General features: G+C 60.8%; 21 protein-coding genes. 5 read left to right on the top strand and 16 right to left on the bottom strand.

The window, feature by feature from the left end:
* Nucleotides 1-315 precede the first annotated feature (315 nt).
* From HBJ59_RS22900 to HBJ59_RS22870, 7 genes are all read right to left on the bottom strand, one after another.
* A complete protein-coding gene (locus HBJ59_RS22900; RefSeq protein ID WP_010173912.1) occupies nt 316-1,032 on the bottom strand; it encodes an ABC transporter ATP-binding protein in 717 nt (238 codons plus the stop codon).
* Nucleotides 1,029-1,904: an ABC transporter ATP-binding protein gene (locus tag HBJ59_RS22895; protein ID WP_076018031.1), complete on the bottom strand. Its 876-nt coding sequence runs from the start codon at nt 1,902-1,904 to the stop codon at nt 1,029-1,031. Before HBJ59_RS22895 ends, HBJ59_RS22900 begins: the two co-directional genes overlap by 4 nt.
* Nucleotides 1,901-3,178 carry a high-affinity branched-chain amino acid ABC transporter permease LivM gene (livM, locus tag HBJ59_RS22890; protein ID WP_167664835.1) on the bottom strand — a complete coding sequence of 426 codons (1,278 nt, stop codon included), beginning with the start codon at nt 3,176-3,178 and terminating at the stop codon, nt 1,901-1,903. Before livM ends, HBJ59_RS22895 begins: the two co-directional genes overlap by 4 nt.
* A 2-nt stretch (nt 3,179-3,180) precedes the next feature.
* Nucleotides 3,181-4,095, bottom strand: a complete 915-nt coding sequence (locus HBJ59_RS22885) for a branched-chain amino acid ABC transporter permease (protein ID WP_003217447.1) — start codon at nt 4,093-4,095, stop codon at nt 3,181-3,183.
* A 209-nt stretch (nt 4,096-4,304) separates the two neighbouring features.
* Entirely contained in the window at nt 4,305-5,441 is a 1,137-nt protein-coding gene (locus tag HBJ59_RS22880) for a branched-chain amino acid ABC transporter substrate-binding protein (RefSeq protein WP_167664834.1), read from the bottom strand.
* Nucleotides 5,442-5,828: 387 nt separating this feature from the next.
* Nucleotides 5,829-7,112: an FAD-binding oxidoreductase gene (locus HBJ59_RS22875; protein ID WP_076018034.1), complete on the bottom strand. Its 1,284-nt coding sequence runs from the start codon at nt 7,110-7,112 to the stop codon at nt 5,829-5,831.
* Nucleotides 7,113-7,281: 169 nt separating this feature from the next.
* Nucleotides 7,282-8,772 (bottom strand): aldehyde dehydrogenase family protein, encoded by a 1,491-nt coding sequence (locus HBJ59_RS22870; protein ID WP_076018035.1) that lies wholly within the window; start codon nt 8,770-8,772, stop codon nt 7,282-7,284.
* 154 nt (nt 8,773-8,926) lie between these two features.
* On the opposite strand from HBJ59_RS22870, the gene HBJ59_RS22865 reads away from it, so the two are divergent.
* From HBJ59_RS22865 to nadE, 3 genes are all read left to right on the top strand, one after another.
* On the top strand, nt 8,927-9,823 hold the full coding sequence (locus tag HBJ59_RS22865; RefSeq protein WP_167664833.1) for a LysR family transcriptional regulator: 897 nt from the start codon (nt 8,927-8,929) through the stop codon (nt 9,821-9,823).
* A gap of 225 nt (nt 9,824-10,048) precedes the next feature.
* Nucleotides 10,049-11,263 carry a nicotinate phosphoribosyltransferase gene (gene pncB / locus HBJ59_RS22860; protein WP_076018037.1) on the top strand — a complete coding sequence of 405 codons (1,215 nt, stop codon included), beginning with the start codon at nt 10,049-10,051 and terminating at the stop codon, nt 11,261-11,263.
* Between the two features lie 3 nt (nt 11,264-11,266).
* Nucleotides 11,267-12,094, top strand: a complete 828-nt coding sequence (gene nadE / locus HBJ59_RS22855; RefSeq protein WP_167664832.1) for an ammonia-dependent NAD(+) synthetase — start codon at nt 11,267-11,269, stop codon at nt 12,092-12,094.
* A gap of 251 nt (nt 12,095-12,345) precedes the next feature.
* Here nadE and azu read toward each other — a convergent pair whose 3' ends face one another.
* A complete protein-coding gene (gene azu, locus HBJ59_RS22850; protein WP_008439083.1) occupies nt 12,346-12,792 on the bottom strand; it encodes an azurin in 447 nt (148 codons plus the stop codon).
* Between the two features lie 337 nt (nt 12,793-13,129).
* Between azu and HBJ59_RS22845 the strand changes: the two genes are divergently transcribed.
* Together HBJ59_RS22845 and HBJ59_RS22840 are read left to right on the top strand one after the other, a co-directional pair.
* Complete coding sequence (locus HBJ59_RS22845) at nt 13,130-13,717, top strand: TIGR00730 family Rossman fold protein (protein WP_167664831.1); 588 nt, start codon at nt 13,130-13,132, stop codon at nt 13,715-13,717.
* Nucleotides 13,718-13,785: 68 nt separating this feature from the next.
* Nucleotides 13,786-13,965 (top strand): hypothetical protein, encoded by a 180-nt coding sequence (locus HBJ59_RS22840; protein WP_076018039.1) that lies wholly within the window; start codon nt 13,786-13,788, stop codon nt 13,963-13,965.
* A 125-nt stretch (nt 13,966-14,090) separates the two neighbouring features.
* On the opposite strand, the gene HBJ59_RS22830 is transcribed toward HBJ59_RS22840, so the two are convergent.
* From HBJ59_RS22830 to HBJ59_RS22795, 8 genes are all read right to left on the bottom strand, one after another.
* A complete protein-coding gene (locus HBJ59_RS22830; protein ID WP_076018040.1) occupies nt 14,091-14,981 on the bottom strand; it encodes a transglutaminase family protein in 891 nt (296 codons plus the stop codon).
* Nucleotides 14,981-17,467, bottom strand: a complete 2,487-nt coding sequence (locus HBJ59_RS22825) for a circularly permuted type 2 ATP-grasp protein (RefSeq protein ID WP_167664830.1) — start codon at nt 17,465-17,467, stop codon at nt 14,981-14,983. Before HBJ59_RS22825 ends, HBJ59_RS22830 begins: the two co-directional genes overlap by 1 nt.
* 175 nt (nt 17,468-17,642) lie before the next feature.
* Entirely contained in the window at nt 17,643-20,933 is a 3,291-nt protein-coding gene (locus tag HBJ59_RS22820) for a transglutaminase family protein (RefSeq protein ID WP_167664829.1), read from the bottom strand.
* Nucleotides 20,934-21,120: 187 nt separating this feature from the next.
* On the bottom strand, nt 21,121-21,570 hold the full coding sequence (locus tag HBJ59_RS22815; RefSeq protein ID WP_076018042.1) for a hypothetical protein: 450 nt from the start codon (nt 21,568-21,570) through the stop codon (nt 21,121-21,123).
* A gap of 45 nt (nt 21,571-21,615) precedes the next feature.
* Nucleotides 21,616-22,068 (bottom strand): hypothetical protein, encoded by a 453-nt coding sequence (locus tag HBJ59_RS22810; protein ID WP_076018043.1) that lies wholly within the window; start codon nt 22,066-22,068, stop codon nt 21,616-21,618.
* 140 nt (nt 22,069-22,208) lie between these two features.
* Nucleotides 22,209-22,658 carry a hypothetical protein gene (locus HBJ59_RS22805; RefSeq protein ID WP_167664828.1) on the bottom strand — a complete coding sequence of 150 codons (450 nt, stop codon included), beginning with the start codon at nt 22,656-22,658 and terminating at the stop codon, nt 22,209-22,211.
* Nucleotides 22,658-23,575, bottom strand: coding sequence for an NAD synthetase (locus tag HBJ59_RS22800; protein WP_167664827.1), 918 nt, complete (start codon nt 23,573-23,575; stop codon nt 22,658-22,660). The genes HBJ59_RS22805 and HBJ59_RS22800 overlap by 1 nt, the downstream gene beginning before the upstream one ends.
* Before the next feature lie 221 nt (nt 23,576-23,796).
* Complete coding sequence (locus HBJ59_RS22795; protein ID WP_076018045.1) at nt 23,797-26,100, bottom strand: YgiQ family radical SAM protein; 2,304 nt, start codon at nt 26,098-26,100, stop codon at nt 23,797-23,799.
* Between the last annotated feature and the right edge of the window lie 70 nt (nt 26,101-26,170).

The following is a 26,170-nucleotide window of genomic DNA, read 5'->3' as shown; positions in this document are numbered from 1 at the left end:
ATCAATAAACAACCACCGCGCTACAAGCCACGAAAACAAAGGCCTCCAGCCAGCTACTCCCACGTTACCCACAGCCGGTTCCACAGTGGTTGGGGACAAGTCAAAACTGTGACAAAACAGGGATTTGCGGCGGCTATATGTCGCGCTTTGGCAGGTGGCTGGATTTGTTGTCCACAATTTCGGGAAAGCCTGCAGGCGACGCAAAAAAATGTGGGAGCGGGCTTGCTCGCGAAGGCGGAGTGTCAGCCTATACATGTGTGACTGATACACCGCCTTCGCGAGCAAGCCCGCTCCCACATTGGACCTGCGAACGACTTAATGCCCGCCGAGGTAGGCGTTGCGCACCTCTTCATTCACCAGCAGCTCCTTGCCGGTGCCTGTAAGGCGAATTTCGCCGTTGACCATCACGTACGCCCGGTCCGACAAGCGCAACGCATGGTTGGCGTTCTGCTCCACCAGGAAGATGGTCATGCCGGTAGACGCCAGCTCCCGCAGCGTGGCGAAGATCTGCTTCACCACAATCGGCGCCAGCCCCAGGCTCGGCTCGTCCAGCAGCAACAGCTTGGGCCGGCTCATCAGCGCGCGGGCGATGGCGAGCATCTGCTGCTCACCACCGGACATGGTCATCGCCCGCTGGTTACGCCGCTCCTTGAGCCGCGGAAACAGCTCGAACATCCGCTGCATGTCCTCGGTGGCGAACTTGTCGCCAATCGGGATGGTGCCCATCAGCAGGTTTTCCTCGACGGTCATGTCGGGGAACACCCGCCGCCCTTCCGGCGACTGCGCAATGCCGTTGGAGGCGATGTAGTGGGACGACTTGTGGGTAATGTCGACGCCGCGATAGATGATCTGCCCGGACTCGGCCCGTGGCTGGCCAAAGATCGACATCAGCAGCGTGGATTTACCCGCGCCGTTGGAGCCGATCAGGCTGACGGTTTCGCCTTCGTTGATGTGCAGCGAGACTTTCTTCAAGGCCTGGATCGGGCCGTAGAACACGTCCAGGTCTTTCAGTTCGAGGATTGGCTCACTCATACCAGCTCCTCTTCATCTGCGCCCAGGTAAGCCGCGATCACTTTAGGATCGTTGCGGATCGCTTCCGGGCCGCCTTCAGCAATCACGTTGCCGTGGTCCAGCACCACGATGTGGTCGGAAATACTCATTACCATGCCCATGTCGTGTTCGATCAGCACCACCGTCAGGTCGTGCTCGTCCCGCAGCAGGCGAATCATCGCGCTGAGGGCTTCGGTTTCCTGGGGGTTGAGGCCGGCAGCCGGTTCGTCGAGGCAGATGATCTGCGGCCGGGTGCACATGGCGCGGGCGATTTCCAGGCGGCGTTGTTGGCCGTAGGACAGCTCGCCGGCCAGGCGGTTGGCGCAGTCCACCAGGTCCACCACTTCCAGCCAGTAGAAGGCATGGTCGAGGGCATCGCTTTCAGCCTTGCGGTAACCCTTGGTGTTGAGGATGCCCGCGAGCATGTTGCGGTTGACCCACATGTGCTGGGCCACCAGCAGGTTCTCCACCACCGACATTTCCTTGAACAGGCGAATGTTCTGGAAGGTGCGCGCCAAACCGGCACGGTTCACCAGGTGGGTGCCGCCGAACATCTTGTAGAACACCCGGCTGAAGAAGCTTTTCGGTGAAACAAAGTCGGTGACCTTGAAGCGCTCGCCCAGCAGTTGGATCACGTTGGTCTGCTTGCCGCGCACATTGAGTTCGATCTTGCCGCCGGAGGCTTTGTAGAAACCGGTCAGGCAGTTGAACACCGTGGTCTTGCCAGCGCCGTTGGGGCCGATCAGGGCGAAGATCGAGTTGCGTTTGACCTGCAGGCTCACATCACTCAAGGCCTTGATGCCACCGAAGTGCATCATCAGGTGTTCCACAGAGAGGACGACTTCCTTGCTCATGGCGCCACTCCTTTACGTGGGACTACACCGGTACGGCTGATACGAATCAGGCCTCGTGGTCGCCAGATCATCATCACCACCATCAACACGCCAAACAACAGCACGCGGTACTCGGAGAAGCTGCGCAGCAGTTCCGGCGCCACGGTCAGTACGAACGCGGCAATCACTACGCCGACGGTCGAGCCCATGCCGCCCAATACCACGATGGCCAGGATCAGCGCCGACTCGAAGAAGGTGAACGACGACGGGTTGACGAAGCCCTGGTAGCTGGCGAAAAACACCCCGGCCAGACCGGCAGTGGACGCGCCGATGGTGAACGCCGAGAGCTTCACCAGCACGTGGTTGAGGCCCATGGAACGGCAGGCGATTTCATCTTCGCGCAAGGCTTCCCAGGCGCGGCCCACCGGCATGCGGGTCAGGCGGTGCTTGATGTACAGCACCAGCAGCACCACCAGGAACAGCACGATGTAGATAAACAGGAATTTGAAGTTGGGGTTGTAGTCGATGCCGAAGAACTCGTGGAACGGCACCCCGCCGTCCTTCGCCTTACGCACGAACTCCAGGCCGAAAAAGGTTGGCGACGGCACCGGCATGCCGTTCGGGCCACCGGTAAACGACAGCCAGTTGTTCAGCACCAGGCGGATGATCTCACCGAAGCCCAGGGTCACGATCGCCAGGTAATCCCCGTGCATTCGCAACACTGGGAACCCGAGTATGCACCCCGCCAACGCCGCGCAGATCGCCGCCAGCGGCAGCACCGTCCAGAAGCCCAAACCGAGGTATTGATAACCCAGCGCCAGGCCATAGGCGCCGATGGCGTAGAACGCCACGTAACCGAGGTCGAGCAGCCCGGCCAGGCCCACCACGATGTTCAGGCCCAGGCCCAACAACACGTAGATCAACCCGAGGATCACCACGGTCAGCAGGTATTTGTTGGCGAAGAACGGGAACACGATGGCAATCACGATCAACGCCGGGATGATCCAGCGCAGGCGCGATTTGTAGTCCGGCTTGAGCACATGCACACCGGAGCCGGTGCTTTCAAAACCCTGCAGAATCCGCAGGCCCTTGGGGGTTTGCAGGAACAGGCTCATGGCGAACCGACCGACCATCACGATGGCCACCAGGATGCCGACACGCGCCGGTTGCAGGTTGAAGCTGTAGCCGTCGAGGACCACGCCGACGATCGGACCGAACACGATCAGCGAAATCAGCCCGGCGAGTACCGCATCGACGACACTTTTCTTGATATCGATAGAGTAGGCAGCAGACATAGTTACACCTTCGCCACGAGTGGGCGACCGAGCAGGCCCTGGGGACGGAAAATCAGGATCACCACCAGCAGGGAGAAACTGAACACGTCTTTGTAGTCAGAGTTGATCAACCCCGAGAACAGCGACTCGGAAATACCCAGGATGATCCCGCCCAGCATGGCCCCAGGCAGGGAACCGATGCCGCCGAGTACCGCCGCGGTAAATGCCTTGATGCCGATGATGAAGCCGGCATAGAAGTCGAACGTGCCGTAGTTCAGGGTGATCAGTACACCGGCCAAGGCGGCCATGGCGGCACCAATCACGAATACGTAGGAGATGACCCGGTCGGTGTTGATGCCGAGGATCGACGCCATCTTGCGGTCTTGCTGGGTAGCGCGGCACATGCGGCCGAGCTTGGTGTACTTGATGATGTAGGTCAGCAGGCCCATGCCGACGAACGCGGCCACCAGGATGAACACCTTGGTGTAGGTCAACTGCACGAAGCCGGTGCCGATATCGACTCTCCAGGCGCCGGCCAGCAGCGTCGGGATGCCTTGTTGCTTGGCGCCCTGGGCGATCTGTGCGTAGTTCTGCAGGATCAGCGAAATACCGATGGCGCTGATCAGCGGTGCCAGTCGGGTGGAGTTACGCAGCGGTTTGTAGGCGACACGCTCGATGACCCAGCCGTAAACGCCGGTGACGACGACCGTGAAGATCAGAGTGCCAAGAATGAGCAGCGGGAAGGATTCGATGCCGAAGTAAGCCAGCAGTGCCAGACTGATCGCCGCGAGGTAAGCGGAAATCATATAAACCTCGCCATGGGCGAAGTTGATCATCCCAATGATGCCATAGACCATTGTGTAGCCGATGGCGATCAAGCCATAGACCGACCCGAGGGTCAGCCCATTGACCAGTTGCTGCAGGAAAATACCATCCATAACGCAATCTCACGCAGTGAGAGCCTGCACACGGGTGGGTGTGCGGATCTTCTAGGAGGAAAACAGAGGCTCGGCACTCGCCCACTGCAGGAGCGAGCTTGCTCGCGAAAAACCCGAGAGCGACGCATGCATCCAGGATGCCCGCATCATCGTTGACGTTCTTCGCGAGCACGCTCGCTCCTACAGAGAGGTCATGCAGTCAGTTCGGATTACTTCTGCTTTTCCAGCTGGTGATACTTGCCGTCCTTGTCCCACTGGTAAACCACGTAGTCGGAGATTTTCAGGTCGCCCTTGGTGTCCCAGTTCTTCTCGCCCATAACGGTTTTGACCGGGTGGGCCTTCAGCCACTTGGCAGCGTCTTCGCCCTTGTCGGACTTGGCGCCGTTGAAAGCAGCCGCCAGGGCCTGGACCGACGCGTAGGCGTACAGGGTGTAGCCTTCAGGCTCGGTGCCATTTTTGCGGAACTCTTCCACGACGGTCTTGCTGTCTGGCAGCAGGCGCGGGTCGGCGCCGAAGGTCATGTACACACCATCCACGTACTGCGCACCACCGGCGGTCGCCACCAGTTCGTCGGTGACCACGCCGTCATCGGACATGAACTTGACGTCTTTCAGGCCGGCTTCACGAATCTGGCGAACCAGTGGACCGGCTTCCGGGTGCAGGCCGCCGAAGTACACAACGTCAGCACCGGTGGAGCGGATCTTGGTGACCAGCGCGCTGAAGTCTTTCTCGCCACGGGTCAGGCCTTCTTCCAGCACCGGCTTGACGCCGCGCTTGGTCAACTGCGCCGCAGTGGCGTCAGCCAGGCCTTTGCCGTAGGTGTCCTTGTCGTTGATAACCGCGACTTTCTTGCCCTTGAGCACGTCGACGATGTAGTCGCCGGCCACGATGCCTTGCTGGTCGTCACGGCCACACATGCGGAACACAGCCGACAGGCCGCGCTCGGTCACCTGTGGGTTGGTGGAGCCCGGGGTGATCATGATCACGCCCGCATCGGCATATACCTCGGAGGCTGGAATGGTGTTGGACGAGCAGAAGTGCCCGACCACGCCAATCACTTTGTCCTGGTCAACCAGGCGGTTGGCCACGGCCACGGCCTGCTTGGGTTCGCAGGCGTCATCACCGGCCACCAGCTTGATCTGCTCGCCGTTGATGCCGCCGGCCTTGTTGATGACATCGGCTGCCGCCTGGGCACCTTTCATGTACTGCTCACCAAATGCCGCGTTGGCGCCGGTCATCGGCCCCGCTACGCCAATCTTCACATCAGCTTGAGCAAACGCAGAAACACCCAGCGCCGCAGCAACGGCGAGGGCTAGAAAACCTTTCTTGTAAAACGTCTGGGACATGAGTGGTGCTCCGAGGTTTTTGTTGAATTGGCATTCTTTTAATAACAGCCGGCTTCACTTCAAAAGCTTTCGGAAAGCCCAGAGCAAGCGGCGTGCCATTACGTTTTTATTATTCAAAAAGACACGGTGTCATTGTTATTACAGGTTTTTGGGCGCCTTTTGATTGGACGTGCAACCGTCTATCTCAACCGGGTGCAACCATTGGACCCATAAAGTGCAACCCGGCCGATCAAGCACTGCAACCCGGCCATTAAACGGCCACCCTTGAACCTGTAACAGCGTGCGTAACGGAAGTGCACATTTACAGTGCGTTACTGCTACGACTCGCACCAATACAGATTAGTAGCCTGCTAAGAAAATGCAGGCTTCTGAGCGGTATTTCGTTGATCAGATCACGATCCGCAGACATTGGCCCGCGTGATACAGCGAGAATCCCGCCTCATATAGACAGCTACGCAGGCCCACACCGGCCAGCGGCTGCATGGGTGCAAAGGGGATTGGCAACGCCTGTGGATCCTGGTGACACAGGTAATCCGCAAAGGCTTTACCCACGACACTGCCGGTCGTCACTCCACGCCCGTTGTAACCGGTGACGGCCACCAGCCCGGGCGCCGGCTCGAACAGGCGCATCAGGTGGTCCGGAGTGAAGGCAATGCAGCCGGTCCAGGTGCATTCCCACTGCACCGGTTTGAGGTACGGGAAATAGTGCTGCTGCACCCGATCGGCCCAGGCCTTGAGAAACCACGCGGGTTTCTGGTTGCCATTGCCCAGGCTGCCGAGTAGCAGCCGGCCTTCGGCGTCGCGGCGGATGCTGCTGAGTACCTGACGGGTGTCCCAGGAGCCTTGTCCGCCGGGGAGGATTTGTTGTGCGGCTGCGTCGGTCAGCGGGGCCGACGCCACCTGATAGTAATAACCGGGGAAGAAGTTGCGGCGCAGCTCGGTCCACTCGCCTTCGGTGTAGGCATTGGAAGCGATCACCACCTGTTCAGCCTGCACCGAGCCCTGGGCAGTTTGCACAGACCAGTGCTGGCCCTGGCGTTCCAGTTGGGTGACCGGGGAATGGTCAAACAACTGCCCGCCCAGGCCGACTGCGGCATTGGCCAAACCGCTGGTGTAGGCCATCGGGTTCAAGGTGCCTGCACGCCGATCCAGCAAGGCGGCGGCGATTTTTTTAGTACCGGTGGCTTGCTCGCAGGCCGCGCCGGTCAATAGTTCCACCGGTGCGCCGCGACGCTTCCATTGTTCTTCACGACTGCGCAGGTCCGCCTCGCCACGGGCGTTATGCGCCATGTGCAACGTGCCCTCGCGGCGCAGTTGGCAATCGATGTTGTATTTGTCGATCAGGCTGAACACCAGGGACGGTGCCGCGCCGAGCATGCGGTTGAGCTGGCTGCCTACCGCTTCGCCGAAACCGGCTTCGATCTCGTCCGGGGGAATCCACATCCCGGCGTTGACCAGCCCCACGTTGCGCCCCGAACCACCGTGGCCGGTGCGATGGGCTTCGAGTACAGCGACGCTTTTACCTTGTTCCAGCAAATGAATGGCCGCCGACAAACCGGTGATCCCGGCGCCGATCACGCACACATCCACCTTGACCTCGCCCTTGAGCGCGGCGCGATCCGGCCGGCCAGGGGTGAGTTGCTCCCACAAACACGCTTCGCGTAATGCCATTGCCAGACTCCGATGAGACCTAACAAACCACTTTTCCGAATTGTAAATACGGTCAAATGTGGGAGCGGGCTTGCTCGCGAAAGCGGTGGGTCAGATAAGTATTCGTTGACTGACACACCGCTTTCGCGAGCAAGCCCGCTCCCACATGGACCGCACTCCGAGCAGAGACTTAGTCGAAAGTAATGCCCTGGGCCAGCGGCAATTCCAGCGAGTAGTTCACGGTGTTGGTCTGGCGACGCATGTACCCGCGCCATGCATCCGAACCCGACTCACGCCCACCACCGGTCTCTTTCTCACCGCCAAACGCGCCACCAATCTCCGCGCCGCTTGGGCCGATGTTGACGTTGGCGATCCCGCAATCACTGCCTACCGCCGACATGAACTGCTCAGCTTCACGCACGTCAGTGGTAAAGATGCATGAAGACAGGCCTTGTGGCACCGCATTGTTCAGGCGCAGCGCCTCAGCAAAATCGGTGTAGCCGACCACGTACAGAATCGGCGCAAACGTCTCGGTGCACACCACATCACTCTGTTCCGGCATTTCCACAATCGCCGGCGACACGTAGTAAGCGTTGGGGAATTTATCTTCCAACTGACGCTTGCCACCAAACACCCGACCGCCTTCGCTCAAGGCTTGTTCCAGGGCATCCTGCATGTTTTCGAAGCTGTGTTTGTCGATCAGCGGGCCGATCAGGTTGCCTTCCAGCGGATGACCGATGCGCACTTTGGAATACGCGGCCTTGAGGCGGGTGACGATCTCATCTTTCACCGACTCATGGGCGATCAAGCGGCGCAGGCTGGTGCAGCGCTGCCCGGCGGTACCGACGGCGCTGAACAGGATGGCGCGCACGGCCATGTCCAGGTCGGCGCTTGGGCCGAGGATCATCGCGTTGTTGCCGCCCAGTTCGAGAATGCTGCGGGCAAAACGTGCGGCGACTTTCGGTGCCACTTCGCGGCCCATGCGGGTGCTGCCGGTGGCGCTGATCAGCGCAACGCGCGGGTCATCCACCAACGCGGCGCCGGCATCGCGGCCACCGATGATCACTTGGCTGAGGTACGGCGGCGCATCGCTGAAGTTCTTCAACACGCGCTCGAAGAGCGCCTGGCAGGCCAGGGCAGTGAGCGGGGTCTTTTCCGAGGGTTTCCAGATCACCGCGTTGCCGCATACCAGCGCCAGCGCGGTGTTCCACGCCCATACGGCGACCGGAAAGTTGAAGGCGCTGATTACGCCGACCACGCCCAGCGGGTGCCAGGTTTCACGCATGTGGTGGCCCGGGCGCTCAGAGGCGATGGTCAAGCCGTACAGTTGGCGCGACAGGCCGACGGCGAAGTCGCAGATGTCGATCATTTCCTGCACTTCACCCAAACCTTCCTGGGTGATCTTGCCGGCTTCCCACGACACCAACTCACCGAGGTCGGCCTTGTACTCGCGCAACACGTCGCCGAACTGGCGCACCAGCTCACCACGACGGGGTGCCGGCACCTTGCGCCAGGCGTCGAATGCATGCTCGGCGCGACTGACCTGCTGCTCCACCTCGGCGGCGCCTTCCCAGTGCACACTGGCAATCCGGCTGCCATCAATCGGCGAATGCACGGGTTGTTTACCCGACTGGTACAGCGCCGGGTTTACCCCGAGACGATCAAGCAATGCGGCAACCATGGGTCACTCCTTCAATCCACAAACAGAAATATGCGCCGCCAGTTCACACGGCGATCCAGACCTTATTTGTAGCTGGCCCAAGACTTGCCAACAAACGACGATTAGGCGAGATATCATTCCGTTTATTCATGCTAAGAACAAAAAGAGGCGTGCCGTGCTGAATAAAAGACATTTGCCCTCGATCACCGCCTTGCAGTGTTTCGAAGCGGTCACCCGTCACCTGAGTTTTACCCGCGCCGCCGAGGAGCTGAACCTCACCCAGAGCGCTGTCAGCAAACAGGTCGCGCAGCTGGAAGAACTGCTGCAGCACCTGCTGTTTCGCCGGGTGCGCCGCCGCTTGCAAATGACCCCGGCAGGCGATCTGTACCTGGTGGAAGTGCGCAAGATCCTCACCCAAGTGGAGATGTCCACCCATTACCTGCGTTCCTACGGCGGCGAGACTGAAGTGCTGCGGGTGTCCACGCCCTACACCTTCGGCGCCCGCTGGCTGGTGCCGCGCCTCAAGGGCTGGCGACTGCGGCATCCGCAGATTCACCTGGACCTGTGCAACGAACAGGAGCCCGACGAGCTGCTGCAAGGCAAGGCCGACCTGGCCTTCTACTTCGGCCAGGGCTCACGGCCCGGCACCGAGAGCCTCAAGCTGTTCAGCGAAGAACTGGTGCCCGTGTGCTCGCCCGACAGCCTGCCCTCCCAGCCGTTTACCGACCCCACGCAACTCAGCGAACTGGTGCTGCTGCAAAACGCCTCGCGCCCCCAGGGCTGGCACGACTGGTTCGCTGCACAGGGCCATCACACCGAACACAGCTACCACGGGCCGCGCTTCGAAACCTTTTATATGTGCATCCGCGCCGCACAAGTCGGCTGCGGCGTGGCGCTATTGCCCAGGTTTCTGGTGGAAGAAGAGTTGGCCGAAGGCAAGCTGGTGATTCCCTGGGAGCACGCGATGCCGAGCCAGGATGCCTATTACCTGGCCTACCCCGAGCACTCGGCGGAAGTGCCCAAGGTGCGGGATTTTGTGAAGTGGATGATGGAGCAGGTTGAGTCTGATTGAGGCGCGTCGCCTGCAATACCGCCTTCGCGAGCAAGCCCGCTCCCACATTTGGAACGCATTTCAAATGTGGGAGCGGGCTTGCTCGCGAAGGCGTCAGGGGCCAAACAACAATGCCCAGCTGAAAAAACACTGGCAAAACAACACAGGTCTATGCGCCACTAGCGCCATTCCTTAATTGTGCGTAAAGGTCGGCGCCCATCGCCGACCCGTCTGGAGATTCCCGTTATGAGCGAGAGTGTGTTTGCCGATCGCATCGTGCAGAACCTGCTCGACACCGACTTCTACAAGCTGACCATGATGCAGGCGGTGCTGCACAACTACCCGAATGTGGAAGTTGAATGGGAGTTTCGTTGCCGTAACAGTGAAGACCTGCGCCCGTACCTGGCGGAGATCCGCTACCAGATCGAGCGCCTCGCCGAGCTGAGCCTGAGCCCCGACCAACTGGGCTTCCTGGAACGCATCAGCTTCATGAAGCCGGATTTCCTGCGCTTCCTCGGGCTGTTTCGCTTCAACCTGCGCTACGTCCAGACCGGCATCGAAAACGGCGAGCTGTTTATCCGCCTGCGCGGGCCGTGGCTGCATGTGATCCTGTTTGAAGTGCCGATGCTGGCCATCGTCAGCGAAGTGCGTAACCGCTATCGCTACCAGACCGTGATCCTCGAACAGGCCCGCGAGCAGCTGTATCGCAAGTTCGACTGGCTGACGGCGAATGCCAGCGTCGAAGAACTCTCCGAATTGCAGGTGGCGGATTTCGGCACGCGCCGACGCTTCTCCTACCGCGTGCAGGAAGAAGTGGTGAGCGTGCTCAAGCACGACTTCCCCGGGCGTTTTGTCGGCACCAGCAACGTGCACCTGGCCCGTGAGTTTGATATGAAGCCGCTGGGCACCATGGCCCACGAATGGATCATGGCCCACCAACAACTCGGCCCGCGCCTGATCGACAGCCAGATCGCCGCCCTCGATTGCTGGGTGCGGGAATACCGTGGCCTGCTGGGCATCGCCCTGACCGATTGCATCACCACCGATGCGTTCCTCGGCGATTTCGACCTGTACTTCGCCAAACTCTTCGACGGCCTGCGCCACGACTCCGGTGACCCGGTGCAATGGGCCGAAAAGGCAATCGCCCACTATCACAAGCTGGGGATCGAGCCGATGAGCAAGACCCTGGTGTTCTCCGACAGCCTGTCGCTGCCCAAGGCGCTGGAGATTTTCCGCGCGCTGCGTGGTCGGATCAATGTGAGCTTCGGCATCGGCACCAACCTGACCTGTGATATTCCAGGTGTGGAACCGATGAGCATCGTGCTTAAAATGACCGCCTGTAATGGCCAGCCCGTCGCAAAGATCTCTGATGAAGCGGGCAAGACCCACTGCACCGATCCGAACTTCGTCGCTTATTTGCGCCACGTTTTCAAAGTACCTGCCCTACCCAGCAAGGAGTGAATCATGCAAGCCGTACAGCGCGAGATTGCTGAACAGCTCAAGGTCCAACCGCCGTTCAAGGACCAGGCCGCCCTTGACGCGGAGGTCGCCCGGCGCGTTACCTTTATCCAGGACTGCCTGCTCAATTCAGGCCTCAAGACGTTGGTGCTGGGCATCAGCGGCGGCGTCGACTCGCTGACCGCCGGCCTGCTGGCCCAGCGTGCAGTGGAAGAGTTACGGGCCGCCAAGGGTGACGAGGCCTACCGCTTTATCGCGGTGCGCCTGCCCTACGAAACCCAGTTCGACGAACACGATGCCCAAGCGTCCGTGGACTTTATCGAACCCGACGAGCGCCACACGGTGAACATCGGCCCGGCGGTGAAATCCCTGGCCAACGAAGTGGCGGCGTTTGAAGGCAAGGCCGCGGTCTCCCGGGACTTCGTGCTGGGCAACACCAAGGCGCGCATGCGCATGGTGGCGCAGTACACCATCGCCGGCGCGGCCAGTGGTTTGGTGATCGGTACCGACCATGCGGCGGAAGCGGTGATGGGCTTTTTCACCAAGTTCGGTGATGGCGCCTGCGACCTGGCGCCGCTGAGCGGGCTGGTGAAGAACCAGGTGCGCGCGATTGCCCGGCACTTTGGTGCACCGGAATCGTTGGTGGAGAAAATCCCGACGGCCGACCTGGAAGACCTCTCGCCGGGCAAGCCGGACGAAGCGTCCCATGGCGTGACCTATGCCGAGATCGATGCGTTCCTGCACGGCGAGCCGGTGCGCGAGGAAGCGTTCCGGATCATTTGTGACACCTATCGCAAGACCGAGCACAAGCGGGTGATGCCGTTTGCACCCTGAGGTAACTCAGCAGCTCATTGTGGCAAAAGGGCTTGTTGTGGTGAGGGAGCTTGCTGTGGCGAGGGAGCTTGCTCCCGCTGGGGCGCGAAGCGGCCCGTGAAACCTGCTTAGCGCTTTTTCTGATGCTACGCAGTGACCTTATTGGGGCCGCTCCGCAGCCCAGCGGGAGCAAGCTCCCTCGCCACAAGAGCAGCTTGTCTACAGGCAAAAAAAAGCGCCCCGAAGGGCGCTTTTTTTTGCCTGATGGGTGATTACTTCAGGGTCACAGTGCCTTTCATCATCGAGATGTGGCCTGGGAACGAGCAGAAGAACGCATAGTCAGTGCCTGCCGCCAGCTTCGACACATCGAAGGTCACGGAGTCTTTCTCGCCAGCACCGATGATCTTGGTGTGGGCGATGATGCGGGTGTCGCCGTCTTTGAGGTAGTTCTTGTCGATGCCGGCGGCCATGCCGTCGCTGGCGATGCCAGGCATGTCGGCGGCGGAACTCAGCACCCAGTTATGGCCCATGACGTTTTTCGGCAAGCTGCCGGAGTGGGTCAACTCAACGGTGAACGTCTTGCAGCTCTTGTCAATTTCGATGGCCTTGGTGTTGAAGGACATCTGGTCAGTGGAGTCGACAGTGACCTTGCACTCTGCAGCAAGCAACTGGCCGCTAGCCAGAGTCAGCAGGGAAACAGCAACGAGTTTGGCAAACATGTGAATCTCCAGGGCAGGGTTTAAAAAACGCGTATTGCGACAAGGGTGCCTGAGGCAGGCGGGAATTCTTATGATCTGAGTCAACAGATTGTATACAACTTTAGGCTATCAGACTCATCGACACAATCTACCGGCCAAAGTACTGATGCCGGCCTATGATCGGCTCATCACCCTTCCGGAGTCCGAGCCATGCACCTCAATAGCCTGTTCCGCAGCCTGCTTGCCGCCTATGCCTGTGGCGCCAGCGGCACCTGTGAAACGCCTCAACGCGAGGTTTAATCCTTTGAGAGACGCAGGCCAGCCTTTACTCTTTAGCCACAACTGAGTGGAGTCAGGTATGTCCTTGAAGTCTGTCTGTGTGTTTTGCGGTGCCAGCAGCGGCACCAACCCGGCCTACCGTGAAGCAGCCGTGGCCCTCGGGCGCGCGCTGGCCGAACGCAAGCTGACCCTGGTGTACGGCGGTGGCGCCGTGGGCCTGATGGGCATCGTCGCCGATGCCGCCCTGGAAGCCGGCGGTGAAGTGATCGGGATTATTCCCGAAAGCCTGAAAGTCCTGGAAATCGGCCACAAAGGCCTGACCCGCCTGGAAGTGGTCGACGGCATGCACGCCCGCAAGGCCCGCATGGCCGAACTGAGCGACGCCTTTATTGCGCTGCCAGGCGGCCTGGGCACCCTGGAAGAACTGTTCGAAGTCTGGACCTGGGGCCAGCTCGGTCACCACGGAAAACCGCTGGGTTTGCTCGAAGTGAATGGTTTTTACCGCAAGTTGACCGATTTTCTTGATCATATCGTCGGCGAAGGTTTCGTCCGTGCACCGCATCGTGCCATGCTGCAAATGAGCGAATCGCCGGCTGAGCTGCTTGACGTACTGGATGCCTGGCAACCGCTGGTCCTGCCCAAATGGGTGGACCAAAAACCCGATTAACCCTTGGGACGCGATTAAAGGCAGAATACGCGCCGCTCAACCTCACCTTCGACCCCAGAGGATCGCCCATGGCAAAACCTAATTACTCCTTCGCCAAACGTCAGAGAGACTTGGCCAAAGAGCAGAAGAAAGAGGAAAAGCTGCAGCGCAAGAAAACTGCAGCCGACGAAGAAGCCGGTGCACTGAACCCGGATGCTGAAGGTACAGTGGCTACAGACGAAACCGAAGCACCGAAAGACGCTGAATAGGTGATCGTTCCCACGCTCCGCGTGGGAATGCATCCTGGGGCGCTCCGCGTCCCGATTTGAGTGCAGGGTGACGCAGAGCGTCACGGCAGGCATTCCCACGCGGAGCGTGGGAACGATCTTGCGCATTACTCCAGCGGCATCACCGTCACCCGCACTTCCGGGTCATGGCTCCCTCCCCCCAGAATCACCCCCCGCAACGGCGAAACATCGGAGAAATCCCGGCCCCAGGCCAGGGTGATGTGTTCCAGTGCCGGCTGCACATTGTTGGTCGGATCAAAATCCACCCAACCCGACACCGGGCAAAACACTGACACCCACGCGTGGGACGCATCCGCGCCGATCAACCGTGGCTGGCCGGGCGGTGGCTGGGTCAGCAGGTAACCACTGATATACCGCGCCGCCAGGCCTCGGGAACGCAGGCACGCGAGCATCAGGTGGGCGAAGTCCTGGCACACGCCGCGCCGGCGCTCCAGCACTTCCACCAGCGGCGTGGCGACCTGGGTGGCTTCGGCGTCGAAGGTGAACTCGCTGAAGATCTTTTCCATCAACGCCTGCACACCCAGCAGCAACGGACGACCCGCCGGGAAACAGTCTTGGGAGAACTCGACGAAGCTTTTCTTCAAATGCACGTAGGGTGATTCGAACCGATAGCGGCAGGCCTCGATCACCTCGGCCGACATCGGCTGGCTGCTGTAGGTCAGGCCGTTGCGGGTCTGGTCCCAGGCCGGCGACAGGCTGAAATCCAGCACCGGACGCGCCAGCACTTCCACCGTCAGCCCGGCGTTGACCAATAGCTCATCGTGGGGCCGCTCGAACGCCAGCCGGGTGATCGGATTGCCAAACACGTCCAGCTCATCCCGGCGCGAGGTCGGCTCGGGGCTGATCTCCAGTTGCTGCGAGCTGCAGCGCTGCCAGGCGCAAGGCCGCGGCCACAGGTGCGCCAGCTGCTGGGCCAGGGACACCGGGCTGTCGTAGTGGTAATGGGTATCGTGGAAAATCTGGTAGCGGGCACTCATCACACAGACACCGTTTGCTGGCTGACATCGTCCACATGGGCAAAATGGCGCAAGGCCAGGCGGTCGGAGACTTGCCCGCTTTCATCGGCCACCGCTTGCAGCAGGTCGGCCAGGCCATCCAGCGCAGCGCGCACGCTGGACTCGCCGAACAGCGGGTTCTCCAGGCAGCCCAGGTCAAAGCGCGCCAGGCGCTCCACCAACGGCGCCAACCCGGTTTCCCGGGGCACGCCGAAATCGTCATTCAGGCGGCGCAAGGTGCGGCTCACCAGTTTCAGCTGGAACAGCACCGCGTGGGGGTTCTGCTCGTCCAAAAGCAACAGGTCCAGCACCGGAATCAATTGCGGCACCGCGAGGTAGCGCGAACGATAGGTGATGCTGCTGTTGCCCAGTTCCAGCAACCATTCCAGCCCGGCCTGATCGAACACCGCCACACCACGCAGGAAGGCTGCCAGGCTGCTGCTGAGAAACTGCAGGCGCTCGATGCGCCGGCCCATCATCAAGAAACGCCAGCCTTCGTCGCGGGTCATGTCGTCGAGGGCAAAGCCCGACAGCGCCGCCAGGGACATCACCAGGCGGTTGAGGAAATCCAGCAGTTCGCCGAAGTCCGGCTCTTCGCTTTCCAGCTCCAGGGCTTCGCGCTGCAATTCCACCAGCGCCTGCCAGTTTTCCCGGGACAGCTTGCCGCGCACCTGGGACGCCGCCCACTGCAAGCGCTGCAAGTTGGCCCGCAGGCTCGACGGCCAATCGTCACCGAGCAACGCCGCCTGAAGCCGCTCAGGCAACTCGCCCTCCTCCGGCAACAGTCGCAGGTTCTCACCCAGTTCAACCGCCGCCTGCAGCGCCAGCGGGTCGTCTCCGTCGACATAGCGGGCGAGGACGATGCGCAGCCAGCGCGCACTGTCATCACAGCGCTCGCAATAGCGGCCAAACCAGAACAGGTTTTCCACCACCCGCGACGGCAGGTACGGATCGCGCCGCACCAGGTCATGGGCGCCGATGGCCCGCTGGGCGCGCCATTGCTCGGTGCCGAGGGCGCGTTCGCCAAGCACCCAGGTGTCCTTGCTCGCACCGCCGCGCTGCATCGACACCACTTCGGCATCGGCTTCGGCGGCCACACGAGTCAGGCCACCGGGCAGTACCCGGTAACCGTCGGCGCTGGCCACGGCGTAGACACGCATGCCGATGGCGCGGTGTTGCAGGTGATCGTCGACGGTGTGCCAGACCGGCGCCTGTGACAGCTGCGCGAGTTCCTGGGCGACATAGGCGTAAGGCCGCGCGCGCATGCGTTCGGCCAGGGCCTCGCGTTGTTCGTCGTTCAAGTCGCGACCAAACACCGGGGTGAAACTTTGCGACGGAAACGCCGGTTTGATCAGCAGTTCCGGCAGTTTTTCCAGGGCTTCGGCCAGCACCGGCGCCTCACCGCACCACCAGGTGGCGATGGACGGCAGGATCAGTTCTTCGCCAAACAGGAATTGATTGATCTTCGGCAGGAAGCCCAGCAGGCCAGGGGATTCCAGCACGCCGCTGCCCAGGGCGTTGGCCACCAGCACATTGCCTTGGCGCACAGCGTCCAACAGGCCGGGCACGCCGAGGGCCGAGTCGGTGCGCAGCTCCAGCGGGTCGCAGAAGTCGTCGTCCAGGCGGCGCATGATCGCGTGCACCCGGCGCAGGCCGCTGAGGGTCTTGAGGTACACCGTGGCGTCGCGCACGGTCAGGTCGCCGCCTTCCACCAGCGGGTAGCCAAGCTGGCGGGCGAGGTACAAATGCTCGAAATAGCTTTCGTTGAAACGGCCCGGGGTCAGCAGCACGATCAGCGGTGGCTGGTCGTCGCTCGGCGCCTGGCGGGCCAGAGTTTCCTGCAAGGTGCGGAAGAACCCGGTGAGGTGCTGCACCTGCAAGTCACGGTACAGGTCCGGGAAGGCGCGAGACACGATGGTGCGGTTTTCCAGGGCATAACCGGCGCCGGACGGGGCCTGGGTACGGTCGGCGGTGACCCACCAGCGGCCATCCGGCGTGCGCGCCAGGTCCACGGCGTACAGGTGCAGAAAGGCGCCGTCGGGCGGCTGGATGCCTTGGCACGGCCACAGGAAATTGTTGTGGCCAAACACCAGTTCTGCCGGCAGCAAACCTTCGGCGATCAAGCGTTGCGGGCCGTAGAGGTCGGCCAGTACCGCATTCAGCAGGCGCGCACGTTGGGCGATACCGGCGGAAAGTTGCTTCCATTCATCGGCCGCCAGCACGTGGGGCAACAGGTCGAGTTCCCAGGGGCGATCGGCGCCCTTGGGGTCGGCGTAGACGTTGTAGGTCACGCCGTTTTCCTGGATCTGCCGGGTCAGCAAGGCCTGGCGCTGGGCGAGTTGCGCCGGGGTGCTGCGTTGCAGGTGATCGAGCAGGCGCTGCCAATGGGCACGAACCGCGCCGCTGTCGTCCAGCAGTTCGTGATAAGTGCCCGCGGTCAGCGGGTAACGGTCGAGCAAGTCGGGCATGGAACGCTCGGCAGGGGCAAGGGAAGTCAGGTTAACTCACAAACCACGCGATCCAACTGTGGGAGCGGGCTTGTGTGGGAGCGGGCTTGCTCGCGAAAGCGGAGTGTCAGTCACTTAATGTGTTTCTGACACACCGTATTCGCGAGCAAGCCCGCTCCCACATTTTGAATCGCGTTTATTCATTCTTATTGGGGAAACGTCGTAAATCCAGGGTCATCGGCAATTCATCGTTGATCACCACACTCGGCACCGGCAATTTCCCGGGGCTGTGTCCCAGACGGAAAAACCGCGCCATTCGCCGGCTTTCAGCTTCATTGGCATTCACCGGCAGGCTGTCGTAATTGCGCCCGCCCGGATGGGCGACATGGTACTGGCAACCACCCAGCGAGCGCTGCATCCACGTGTCCAAAAGATCAAACACCAGCGGCGCATGCACCGGGATGGTCGGCTGCAAACAGTTGGCCGGCTGCCACGCGCGATAGCGCACGCCAGCCACAAACTCGCCGACACGCCCGGTGGGTTGCAACGGCACCGGAATGCCGTTGCAGGTCAGCAGGTAACGCTGGGGTGGCAGGCCGCTCAACTTGACCTGCAAGCGCTCCAAGGACGAGTCCACGTAACGCACCGTGCCGCCCACCGCGCCCTCCTCGCCCAGCACATGCCAGGGTTCAAGGGCCTGGCGCAGTTCCAGTTCGATGCCGCTGACCGCATAGTCGCCGACCTTGGGAAAACGGAATTCCAAGTGCGCAGCAAACCATTCGGCCCGCAGCGGATAACCGGCAGCGTTCAGCTCGACAATCACGTCGGCAAAATCCTGCTCGATGAAGTGCGGCAGCAGGAAGCGGTCGTGCAGTTCCGTGCCCCAGCGCGCCAGCTTCGGCGGCGCATAGGGCTCACGCCAGAAGCGCGCGACCAGCGCCCGCAGCAGCAGTTGTTGGGTCAGGCTCATGCGTGCATGGGGCGGCATTTCAAAGGCGCGCAATTCCAGCAGGCCCAGGCGGCCGGTGGCACCGTCCGGCGAGTAGAGCTTGTCGATGCAGAACTCGGCGCGGTGAGTGTTGCCAGTGACGTCGATCAGCAGGTTGCGCAGCAGGCGGTCCACCAACCAGGGCGGGCATTCTTGGCCCACTTCGGGCATCTGGGCGAAGGCAATTTCCAGCTCGTACAGCGCATCGTTGCGCGCTTCATCGACCCGTGGCGCCTGGGAAGTCGGGCCGATGAACAGGCCGGAAAACAGGTAGGACAACGACGGGTGGTTATGCCAATAGCTGATCAAGCTGCGCAGCAGATCGGGACGCCGCAGGAACGGCGAATCCTTCGGCGTGGCGCCACCGAGGACGAAATGGTTACCGCCGCCGGTGCCGGTGTGGCGGCCGTCGATCATGAATTTTTCAGTGGTGAGGCGGGTTTGCCGGGCTTCCTCGTAGAGAAACTCGGTGCGCTCCACCAACTCGTCCCAGGTGGCGGACGGCTGCACGTTGACCTCGATCACGCCCGGGTCCGGTGTCACCCGGAAGTTGCTCAGGCGCGGGTCACTCGGCGGCTCATAACCTTCCAGCAGCACCGGGCAATGCAGTTCTTCGGCAGTGGCTTCGATGGCCGCCACCAACTCCAGATAATCCTCGACCCGCTCCAGCGGCGGCATGAACAGGTACAGCCGGCCTTCCCGCGCTTCGGCACACAGGGCGGTGCGGGTCAGCCAGTCGGCGGATTCGTCGATCTTCGGACTGCGCTCTTTGCTCTCGGCCGCCTCGCCGTGGCTTTGCAACTGTGAGGGGGTCGGCAGGTCTGCCAGATCCTGGTTGGGATCGGTGGGGTGCACGAACGGATAGTCCGCCGCCGTCACCCACGGCTGCGAGGCCAGTGGCAGGCGATAACCCAGTGGTGAATCACCCGGCACCAGGCGGCAATGGTTGTCCCGCAGGTACCAGCGGCCGCTCTGCCAGCGGTCATTGGCCGCCGTGCGCGCCAGCGGCAGCACCTGGCCGATGACTTTATCCAGGCCCTGGCTGAAGACTTTGCGCAGGCGTTCGCGCTCGAGCTTGTCCTCCAGGCGCGGATCTTCGGCGCTGACGTTTTGCGGCAAGGCGCCTTCACGCCACAGGTAATAGAAATTGTCTTCGTAGGCCGGGAATACAAAATGCGTAGGCAGTTTCAGGCGCTCGGCGACGCTGGCCAGAAAACGCCCGGCCATCACGCCGTCGGCGCCATAGCTTTCCTGCTCATCGGCGATCAGCGCGCTGTTGTGCCAGATCGGCACGCCGTCGCGGCGCCAGTAGCAGTTGAGGGACCAGCGCGGCAGTTGCTCGCCGGGGTACCACTTGCCTTGGCCAAAGTGCACCAGGCCCTTGGGCGCGTAGTGCTTGCGCATGCGCTGGAACAGCTCGGCAGACAGGCGGCGTTTGTCCGGACCGAGAGCGGCGGTGTTCCATTCCGCACCGTCGGGGTCGTCGATGGAGACGAAGGTCGGCTCGCCACCCATGGTCAGGCGCACGTCGTCCTTGAGCAGGTCACCGTCGATCTGCCGGCCCAAGGCCTGGATCGCCAGCCACTGCTCTTCGGTGTAGGGCTTGGTAACCCGTGGGGCTTCCCAAATCCGCTCTACGGACATCTCGTGGGTAAATTCGCACTCGCAGGGTTCCACCAAGCCACTGATGGGCGCTGCTGAGGAAGGATCAGGACTACAAGCCAACGGGATATGCCCTTCACCGGCGAACAAGCCGGAAGTGGCATCTAGACCGATCCAACCGGCGCCGGGCAAATACACTTCGCACCAGGCATGCAGGTCGGTGAAATCCACTTCGGTGCCGGACGGGCCGTCCAGGGCTTTGACGTCAGCGGTCAGCTGGATCAGATAACCGGACACAAACCGCGCCGCCAACCCGAGATTGCGCAGCAGTTGCACCAGCAACCACGCTGAATCCCGGCAGGAACCGGAGGCGTTTTCGAGGGTGAATTCCGGGGTCTGTACGCCCGGTTCCATGCGGATCAGGTAGCCGATGTCGGCGGCCAGTCGCTGATTGAGGCCTACCAGGAAATCCACGGCCGGCAACGGTGTGCGGTCGATACCCGCCAGGTAGGCGGCGAATCGCGGGGTCAGCGGCAATGTTTCCAGGTACGGCGCCAGCTCGCGCTGCTCATCGGCGGCGTAGCTGAACGGGATTTTTTCGGCGTAGGGTTCCAGGAAAAAGTCGAAAGGGTTGAACACCGCCATCTCGGCGACCAGGTCGACCTCAATGCGCAACTCGTCAGTTTTTTCGGGGAACACCAGACGTGCCAGGTAATTGCCCTGGGGGTCTTGCTGCCAATTGATGAAGTGCTGTTCCGGCAACACCTTCAACGCGTAGGACAGAATCCGCGTGCGGCTATGGGCCGCCGGACGCAGACGGACAATCTGTGGGCCGAGTTCGACCGCGCGGTCGTAGCGGTAATGCGTAACGTGGTGCAACGCGACATGAATCGACACGGCGGCCTCCTGCGAGCCAGGGCATGAAAACAAAGCGCGCAAGACTTATGCCAGAGCAGCAGTCATTGCGCTTTATCGTGGGACCCGGTGCAGTACAGCACCAAAACGGCGCGATGGCTGCCGTCGTGGTGCGAGGGTTGCACATTTTTGTGGCGGGAGTGTGAGGGTGGGTGGTGAATCTACCCAGTCACCGGGCTGTGTGCCTGCCGATCATGGCTTCGCGCAGGTGACGCACTTCGATCAGCTTCTGGCGCATTTCGCGGTGGCGCTTGCTGTTGAGCAATAGCAGCGCAAGCAAGGGTAAAAGCACGCTCACACCATAAATGAACGCATGCGGCTGATACACGATAGTGGGCAGCACACACGCAAAACAAAGCCCCAGTAACACCACCAGTGGCCAGACCCATTGCGGGCGCCCGCGCGCAATCATGAAGTTGCAGTGCACGATGACCATCGTTAAAGCGATTCCGCCGATAAAGGAGTACTTGGCGGTATCGGCCACAGAAAGGTCCCGGAAATAGCTTTCAAAAAACAATGGCACCGCAAAGGCCAGGGAAAATACCGATGCCAATATCACCCCCATGAAAACAGGAAAATACCGGGACAGAAAACCGCGAATGCTCGGTGCTTGATTCATTGCTCGATTCCCTTATCAAAATCGACAGGAGTGATGCCCTGATACCTATCGGGTTCGGCTCTTGGTCTTCAATGACTGCCGAATGTGGCGAATTCCCACGAGTTTAATGCGCATATCTCGCTGAACAGAGCTGTTGAGTATCAAGAGGCCAAACAGCGGAAAAACCAACGCCAGGCCATAAAGAACGGCGTGCGGCGTGTACTGAATCATGGGAAGCACAAACAGAAAGCAGGCGAAGTAAATACCCACCATTACCCACACCCACGACGGGCGCCCGCGCAAAATCATGAAATTGCTATGGACCGTTAACAGGATCAGCAATGCTCCGACGAGCATGATCGAAAAGCCCAAACCGCCAGCGAGAGGTGAATCACGAAAATAGGTCGCAAAGGAAAGCGCTGTAGCGAAGCCCAAAGAAAAATAGGCCGCAAATACACCACCGATAAAAGTAAGGAAGTAATCCCTGAAAAAATCACGAAGCGTCATCAGCTCGCTCATTCTCCGACCTCCTCATACAACCCCAATGCGATGGTTTTTACGTTGCCCGTGTAAGCACTCCCTATAAGGCCCGCCGTTGCGCCCCAAGCATTTTTAATTTGGCCGCTTGATACGAGCGTGGTGGTGACGGCACTACCCACTCAACGGGCCTTGTGCCTGGCGATTATGGCTTCGCGCAGGTGGCGCACTTCGAGCAGCTTCTGACGCATTTCGCGGTGGCGCTTGCTGTTGAGCAATAGCAGCGCGAGCAAGGGTAAAAGCACGCTCATTCCATAAATAAACATGTGTGGCCGATACTCGATCGTGGGCAGCACACACACAAAACAAAGCCCCAGCAACACCACCAGCGGCCACACCCACTGCGGGCGCCCACGGGCGATCATGAAGTTGCAGTGCACGATGATCATCGTCAGAGCGATTCCGCCGATAAAGGAGTACTTGGCGTTATCAGCCAGAGAAAGGTCCCGGAAATAGCTGTCAAAAAACAACGGCACCGCAAAGACCAGGGAAAATACCGATGCAAATATCGCTCCCATGAAAACGGGAAAGTACTGTGATAGAAAGCCGCGAATGCTCGGCGCTTGGTTCATTACTCGATCTCCTCATATAGACCTACGGCAATGGTCCGAACATTCCCGGAGAGCGCGCTTCCAGTGAAACCAATGGAAGCGCCCAGAGCGTCCTGTATTTGCGTAACCGTTGCATGCTTGACCTGTGTGGGCGTGAATCGCTTGGGCAACTCACCCGATAACTGCCGCAACTTGCGCATCTTCGAAGTCAGGCGAGGGTCGTTAATACTTAGCAACTCCTTGGTCAGTTTGGCGCGCTCCTGCCGATTCAAGCCCTTCAGCACCTCCCGAACACTTTTGCCGGTTGTCGCCTTATTCAGCCGAACCAGCTTGAGGGTGGTCAGTGACGATGCGCCGACACCTACCAACGATGCGGCGTCCAACGCAATCATCGTGTATTGATACCATTCCTCGCCGTCGAGCTCGTCGTTGCGCGATGGGTTTCTTATTTCGTTGACGGTGCGGTAGCCACCAGCAAAACACTGAACAGTACTGGCTGCCGCAGCGGTGTAGCCGAGGGCTGCAATCACAGTACTGGCGCCCGCCGAAAACGGTATTGCAACGGATCCGCTGAGCACCACTACCCAGCCGATAACAGCACCGGCACACGACAACGTGGTGTTGATCGCTTCCCCAACCAGCCGCGATTCACGGGGGTTGTCCTGAACCTGCTGGGCGAACTGCGCCGGCGCAATGTACCTCTGCGCTTCACGCAAGATCACACGCTTGGGCGTAATGCTGCAGAGGGGTTGGAATTCGCGCAGGGTGACGACATTGAAGTCAGCATCGATATACACCACACCCGCCCCCACAATGCCGGGGTCGGCGTCGATGGCGGCAAACAGGCGTGGCAGATTGATCTGGCTTTCGATGCGCTGGCGCGCCATGAACTGGGAGCGGTTGGAGTCCATGCCGATGCCAAGCAGGGGGCTGCTCATGGGGGTGTTCTTCCTTGAAATGGGTGGTGTCTGAACTGGCGCTTTCGCGAGCAAGCCCGCTCCCACATTCGACCGCATTCTCATGCTGGAACCTGGTCAAGTGTGGGAGCGGGCTTGCTCGCGAAGGCGATTTAATGGGCGCCACCTTAACAAACAGGCTACCCACCCGCTAGAAAGCAAAACGCCAGCACGAGGCTGGCGTTTTGCGTTTCAGGCTGCGATCAACGCGGCACGACCGGCTTGCGGGCTGGCTTCTTGCCTTTGCCCTTGGCTGCGTCGGTGCGTTCCTTGGCGGCCTGCTTGTTGCGCACCATGGCCGCGGCCTTGGCTTGCTCACGCTTGTCCCACGGGTTGCTGCCGTCACTGCCACGGGGCGGCAAGCCGGTGTGCTGGGTGAGGATCCTGGTGGTGGTTTCCTTCGCAACCTTGTGGCTGCCAGCCGGCGTCGAGTTCTTGCGACGGGCGCTCTGGTAGCTGTCGGTGGACGGCTGATGCAACGGGATCAGTTGCTCCTTGCCCGACCCGATCAGGTCGGCACGGCCCATACGGGTCAAGGCTTCACGCAGCATCGGCCAGCCTTTCGGGTCGTGGTAGCGCAGGAAGGCCTTGTGCAAACGGCGCTGTTCTTCGCTCTTGACGATGGTCACCGCGTCGCTCTTGTAGGTGACCTTGCGCAGCGGGTTCTTGCCCGAGTGGTACATCGCGGTGGCGGTGGCCATTGGCGACGGGTAGAACGCCTGCACCTGGTCGGCGCGGAAGCCGTTGCCCTTGAGCCACAGGGCCAGGTTCATCATGTCTTCATCGGTGGTGCCCGGGTGGGCAGCGATGAAGTAAGGAATCAGGTACTGCTCCTTGCCCGCTTCCTTGGTGTACTTCTCGAACATGCGCTTGAACTTGTCATAGCTGCCGATGCCCGGTTTCATCATCTGGTTGAGCGGACCTTCCTCGGTGTGTTCCGGGGCGATCTTCAGGTAGCCACCAACGTGGTGGGTCACCAGCTCTTTCACGTATTCCGGCGACTCGACGGCGAGGTCGTAGCGCAGGCCGGAAGCGATCAGGATCTTCTTCACACCCGGCAACGCACGGGCGCTGCGATACAGCTGGATCAGCGACGAGTGGTCAGTGTTCAGGTTCGGGCAGATGCCCGGGAACACGCAGGACGGCTTGCGGCACGCGGATTCGATTTCCGGGCTCTTGCAGGCGATGCGGTACATGTTCGCGGTTGGGCCGCCGAGGTCGGAGATGACGCCGGTGAAGCCTGGCACCTTGTCGCGGATCTCTTCGATTTCGCGAATGATCGACTCTTCGGAACGGTTCTGGATGATCCGGCCTTCGTGCTCGGTGATCGAGCAGAAGGTGCAGCCGCCGAAACAGCCACGCATGATGTTTACCGAGAAACGGATCATGTCGTAGGCCGGGATCTTTTCCTTGCCGTACGCCGGGTGTGGAACACGGGCGTAAGGCATGCCGAACACGTAGTCCATTTCTTCGGTGGTCATGGGAATCGGTGGCGGGTTGAACCACACGTCCACTTCGCCATGCTTCTGTACCAAGGCGCGGGCGTTGCCCGGATTGGTTTCCAGGTGGAGCACGCGGTTGGCGTGGGCATACAGCACCGAGTCGCCGCGGACTTTTTCCACGGACGGCAGACGAATGACCGTCTTGTCACGGGTCATGCGCGGGCTGGCCAGAATCTGTACGACCTTGGCTTCTTCCGGGTCGTCCGTCGGGCCCTTTTCCTGCTCGATGGCGCAGGCCTGGGTGTCTTGGGTATTCACGTACGGGTTGATGATCTTGTCGATCTTGCCCGGACGATCGATACGGGTGGAATCCACCTCGTACCAGCCTTCAGGCGTGTCACGGCGAATGAACGCGGTGCCGCGCACGTCGGTGATGTCTTCGATCTTGTGGCCCCACGACAGGCGCTGGGCGACTTCGACAATGGCCCGCTCGGCGTTGCCGTACAGCAGGATATCGGCGCAGGCGTCGATCAGGATCGAGTTACGCACCCGGTCCTGCCAGTAGTCGTAGTGAGCGATGCGGCGCAGGGAAGCTTCGATGCCGCCGAGCACGATTGGCACGTGCTTGTAGGCTTCCTTGCAGCGCTGGCTGTAGACCAGGCTCGCGCGATCCGGACGTTTGCCAGCCATGCCACCGGGGGTGTAGGCGTCATCGGAACGGATTTTCTTGTCGGCGGTGTAGCGGTTGATCATCGAGTCCATGTTGCCGGCCGCGACGCCGAAGAACAGGTTCGGCTCGCCGAGCTTCATGAAGTCGTCTTTGGACTGCCAGTTGGGCTGGGCAATGATCCCGACGCGGAAGCCCTGGGACTCCAGCAACCGGCCGATGATTGCCATGCCGAACGACGGATGGTCTACATACGCGTCACCGGTGACGATGATGATGTCGCATGAATCCCAGCCAAGCTGATCCATCTCCTCCCTGCTCATCGGCAGGAATGGCGCAGGACCGAAACATTCGGCCCAGTACTTGGGATAGTCAAATAACGGCTTGGCTGTTTGCATGACGGTGACCGGTGTTGAGATGAAAAATCGCGGGCGCGGAATATAGCACAAATTTTGACCAATTCCGACC

This window comes from Pseudomonas sp. AN3A02 (genome assembly GCF_011765255.1).
GTDB lineage: Bacteria > Pseudomonadota > Gammaproteobacteria > Pseudomonadales > Pseudomonadaceae > Aquipseudomonas.
Note: the sequence above shows the minus strand (reverse complement) of the source record. Positions and strands in the feature narration are given on the sequence as shown.

Bases quoted from the DNA above. Each gene is read 5' to 3' on its own strand.
- HBJ59_RS22900 (WP_010173912.1), bottom strand. From the start codon at position 1,032: ATGAGTGAGCCAATCCTCGAACTGAAAGACCTGGACGTGTTCTACGGC.
- HBJ59_RS22895 (WP_076018031.1), bottom strand. From the start codon at position 1,904: ATGAGCAAGGAAGTCGTCCTCTCTGTGGAACACCTGATGATGCACTTC.
- livM (WP_167664835.1), bottom strand. From the start codon at position 3,178: ATGTCTGCTGCCTACTCTATCGATATCAAGAAAAGTGTCGTCGATGCG.
- HBJ59_RS22885 (WP_003217447.1), bottom strand. From the start codon at position 4,095: ATGGATGGTATTTTCCTGCAGCAACTGGTCAATGGGCTGACCCTCGGG.
- HBJ59_RS22880 (WP_167664834.1), bottom strand. From the start codon at position 5,441: ATGTCCCAGACGTTTTACAAGAAAGGTTTTCTAGCCCTCGCCGTTGCT.
- HBJ59_RS22875 (WP_076018034.1), bottom strand. From the start codon at position 7,112: ATGGCATTACGCGAAGCGTGTTTGTGGGAGCAACTCACCCCTGGCCGG.
- HBJ59_RS22870 (WP_076018035.1), bottom strand. From the start codon at position 8,772: ATGGTTGCCGCATTGCTTGATCGTCTCGGGGTAAACCCGGCGCTGTAC.
- pncB (WP_076018037.1), top strand. From the start codon at position 10,049: ATGAGCGAGAGTGTGTTTGCCGATCGCATCGTGCAGAACCTGCTCGAC.
- nadE (WP_167664832.1), top strand. From the start codon at position 11,267: ATGCAAGCCGTACAGCGCGAGATTGCTGAACAGCTCAAGGTCCAACCG.
- azu (WP_008439083.1), bottom strand. From the start codon at position 12,792: ATGTTTGCCAAACTCGTTGCTGTTTCCCTGCTGACTCTGGCTAGCGGC.
- HBJ59_RS22845 (WP_167664831.1), top strand. From the start codon at position 13,130: ATGTCCTTGAAGTCTGTCTGTGTGTTTTGCGGTGCCAGCAGCGGCACC.
- HBJ59_RS22840 (WP_076018039.1), top strand. From the start codon at position 13,786: ATGGCAAAACCTAATTACTCCTTCGCCAAACGTCAGAGAGACTTGGCC.
- HBJ59_RS22830 (WP_076018040.1), bottom strand. From the start codon at position 14,981: ATGAGTGCCCGCTACCAGATTTTCCACGATACCCATTACCACTACGAC.
- HBJ59_RS22825 (WP_167664830.1), bottom strand. From the start codon at position 17,467: ATGCCCGACTTGCTCGACCGTTACCCGCTGACCGCGGGCACTTATCAC.
- HBJ59_RS22815 (WP_076018042.1), bottom strand. From the start codon at position 21,570: ATGAATCAAGCACCGAGCATTCGCGGTTTTCTGTCCCGGTATTTTCCT.
- HBJ59_RS22810 (WP_076018043.1), bottom strand. From the start codon at position 22,068: ATGAGCGAGCTGATGACGCTTCGTGATTTTTTCAGGGATTACTTCCTT.
- HBJ59_RS22805 (WP_167664828.1), bottom strand. From the start codon at position 22,658: ATGAACCAAGCGCCGAGCATTCGCGGCTTTCTATCACAGTACTTTCCC.
- HBJ59_RS22800 (WP_167664827.1), bottom strand. From the start codon at position 23,575: ATGAGCAGCCCCCTGCTTGGCATCGGCATGGACTCCAACCGCTCCCAG.
- HBJ59_RS22795 (WP_076018045.1), bottom strand. From the start codon at position 26,100: ATGCAAACAGCCAAGCCGTTATTTGACTATCCCAAGTACTGGGCCGAA.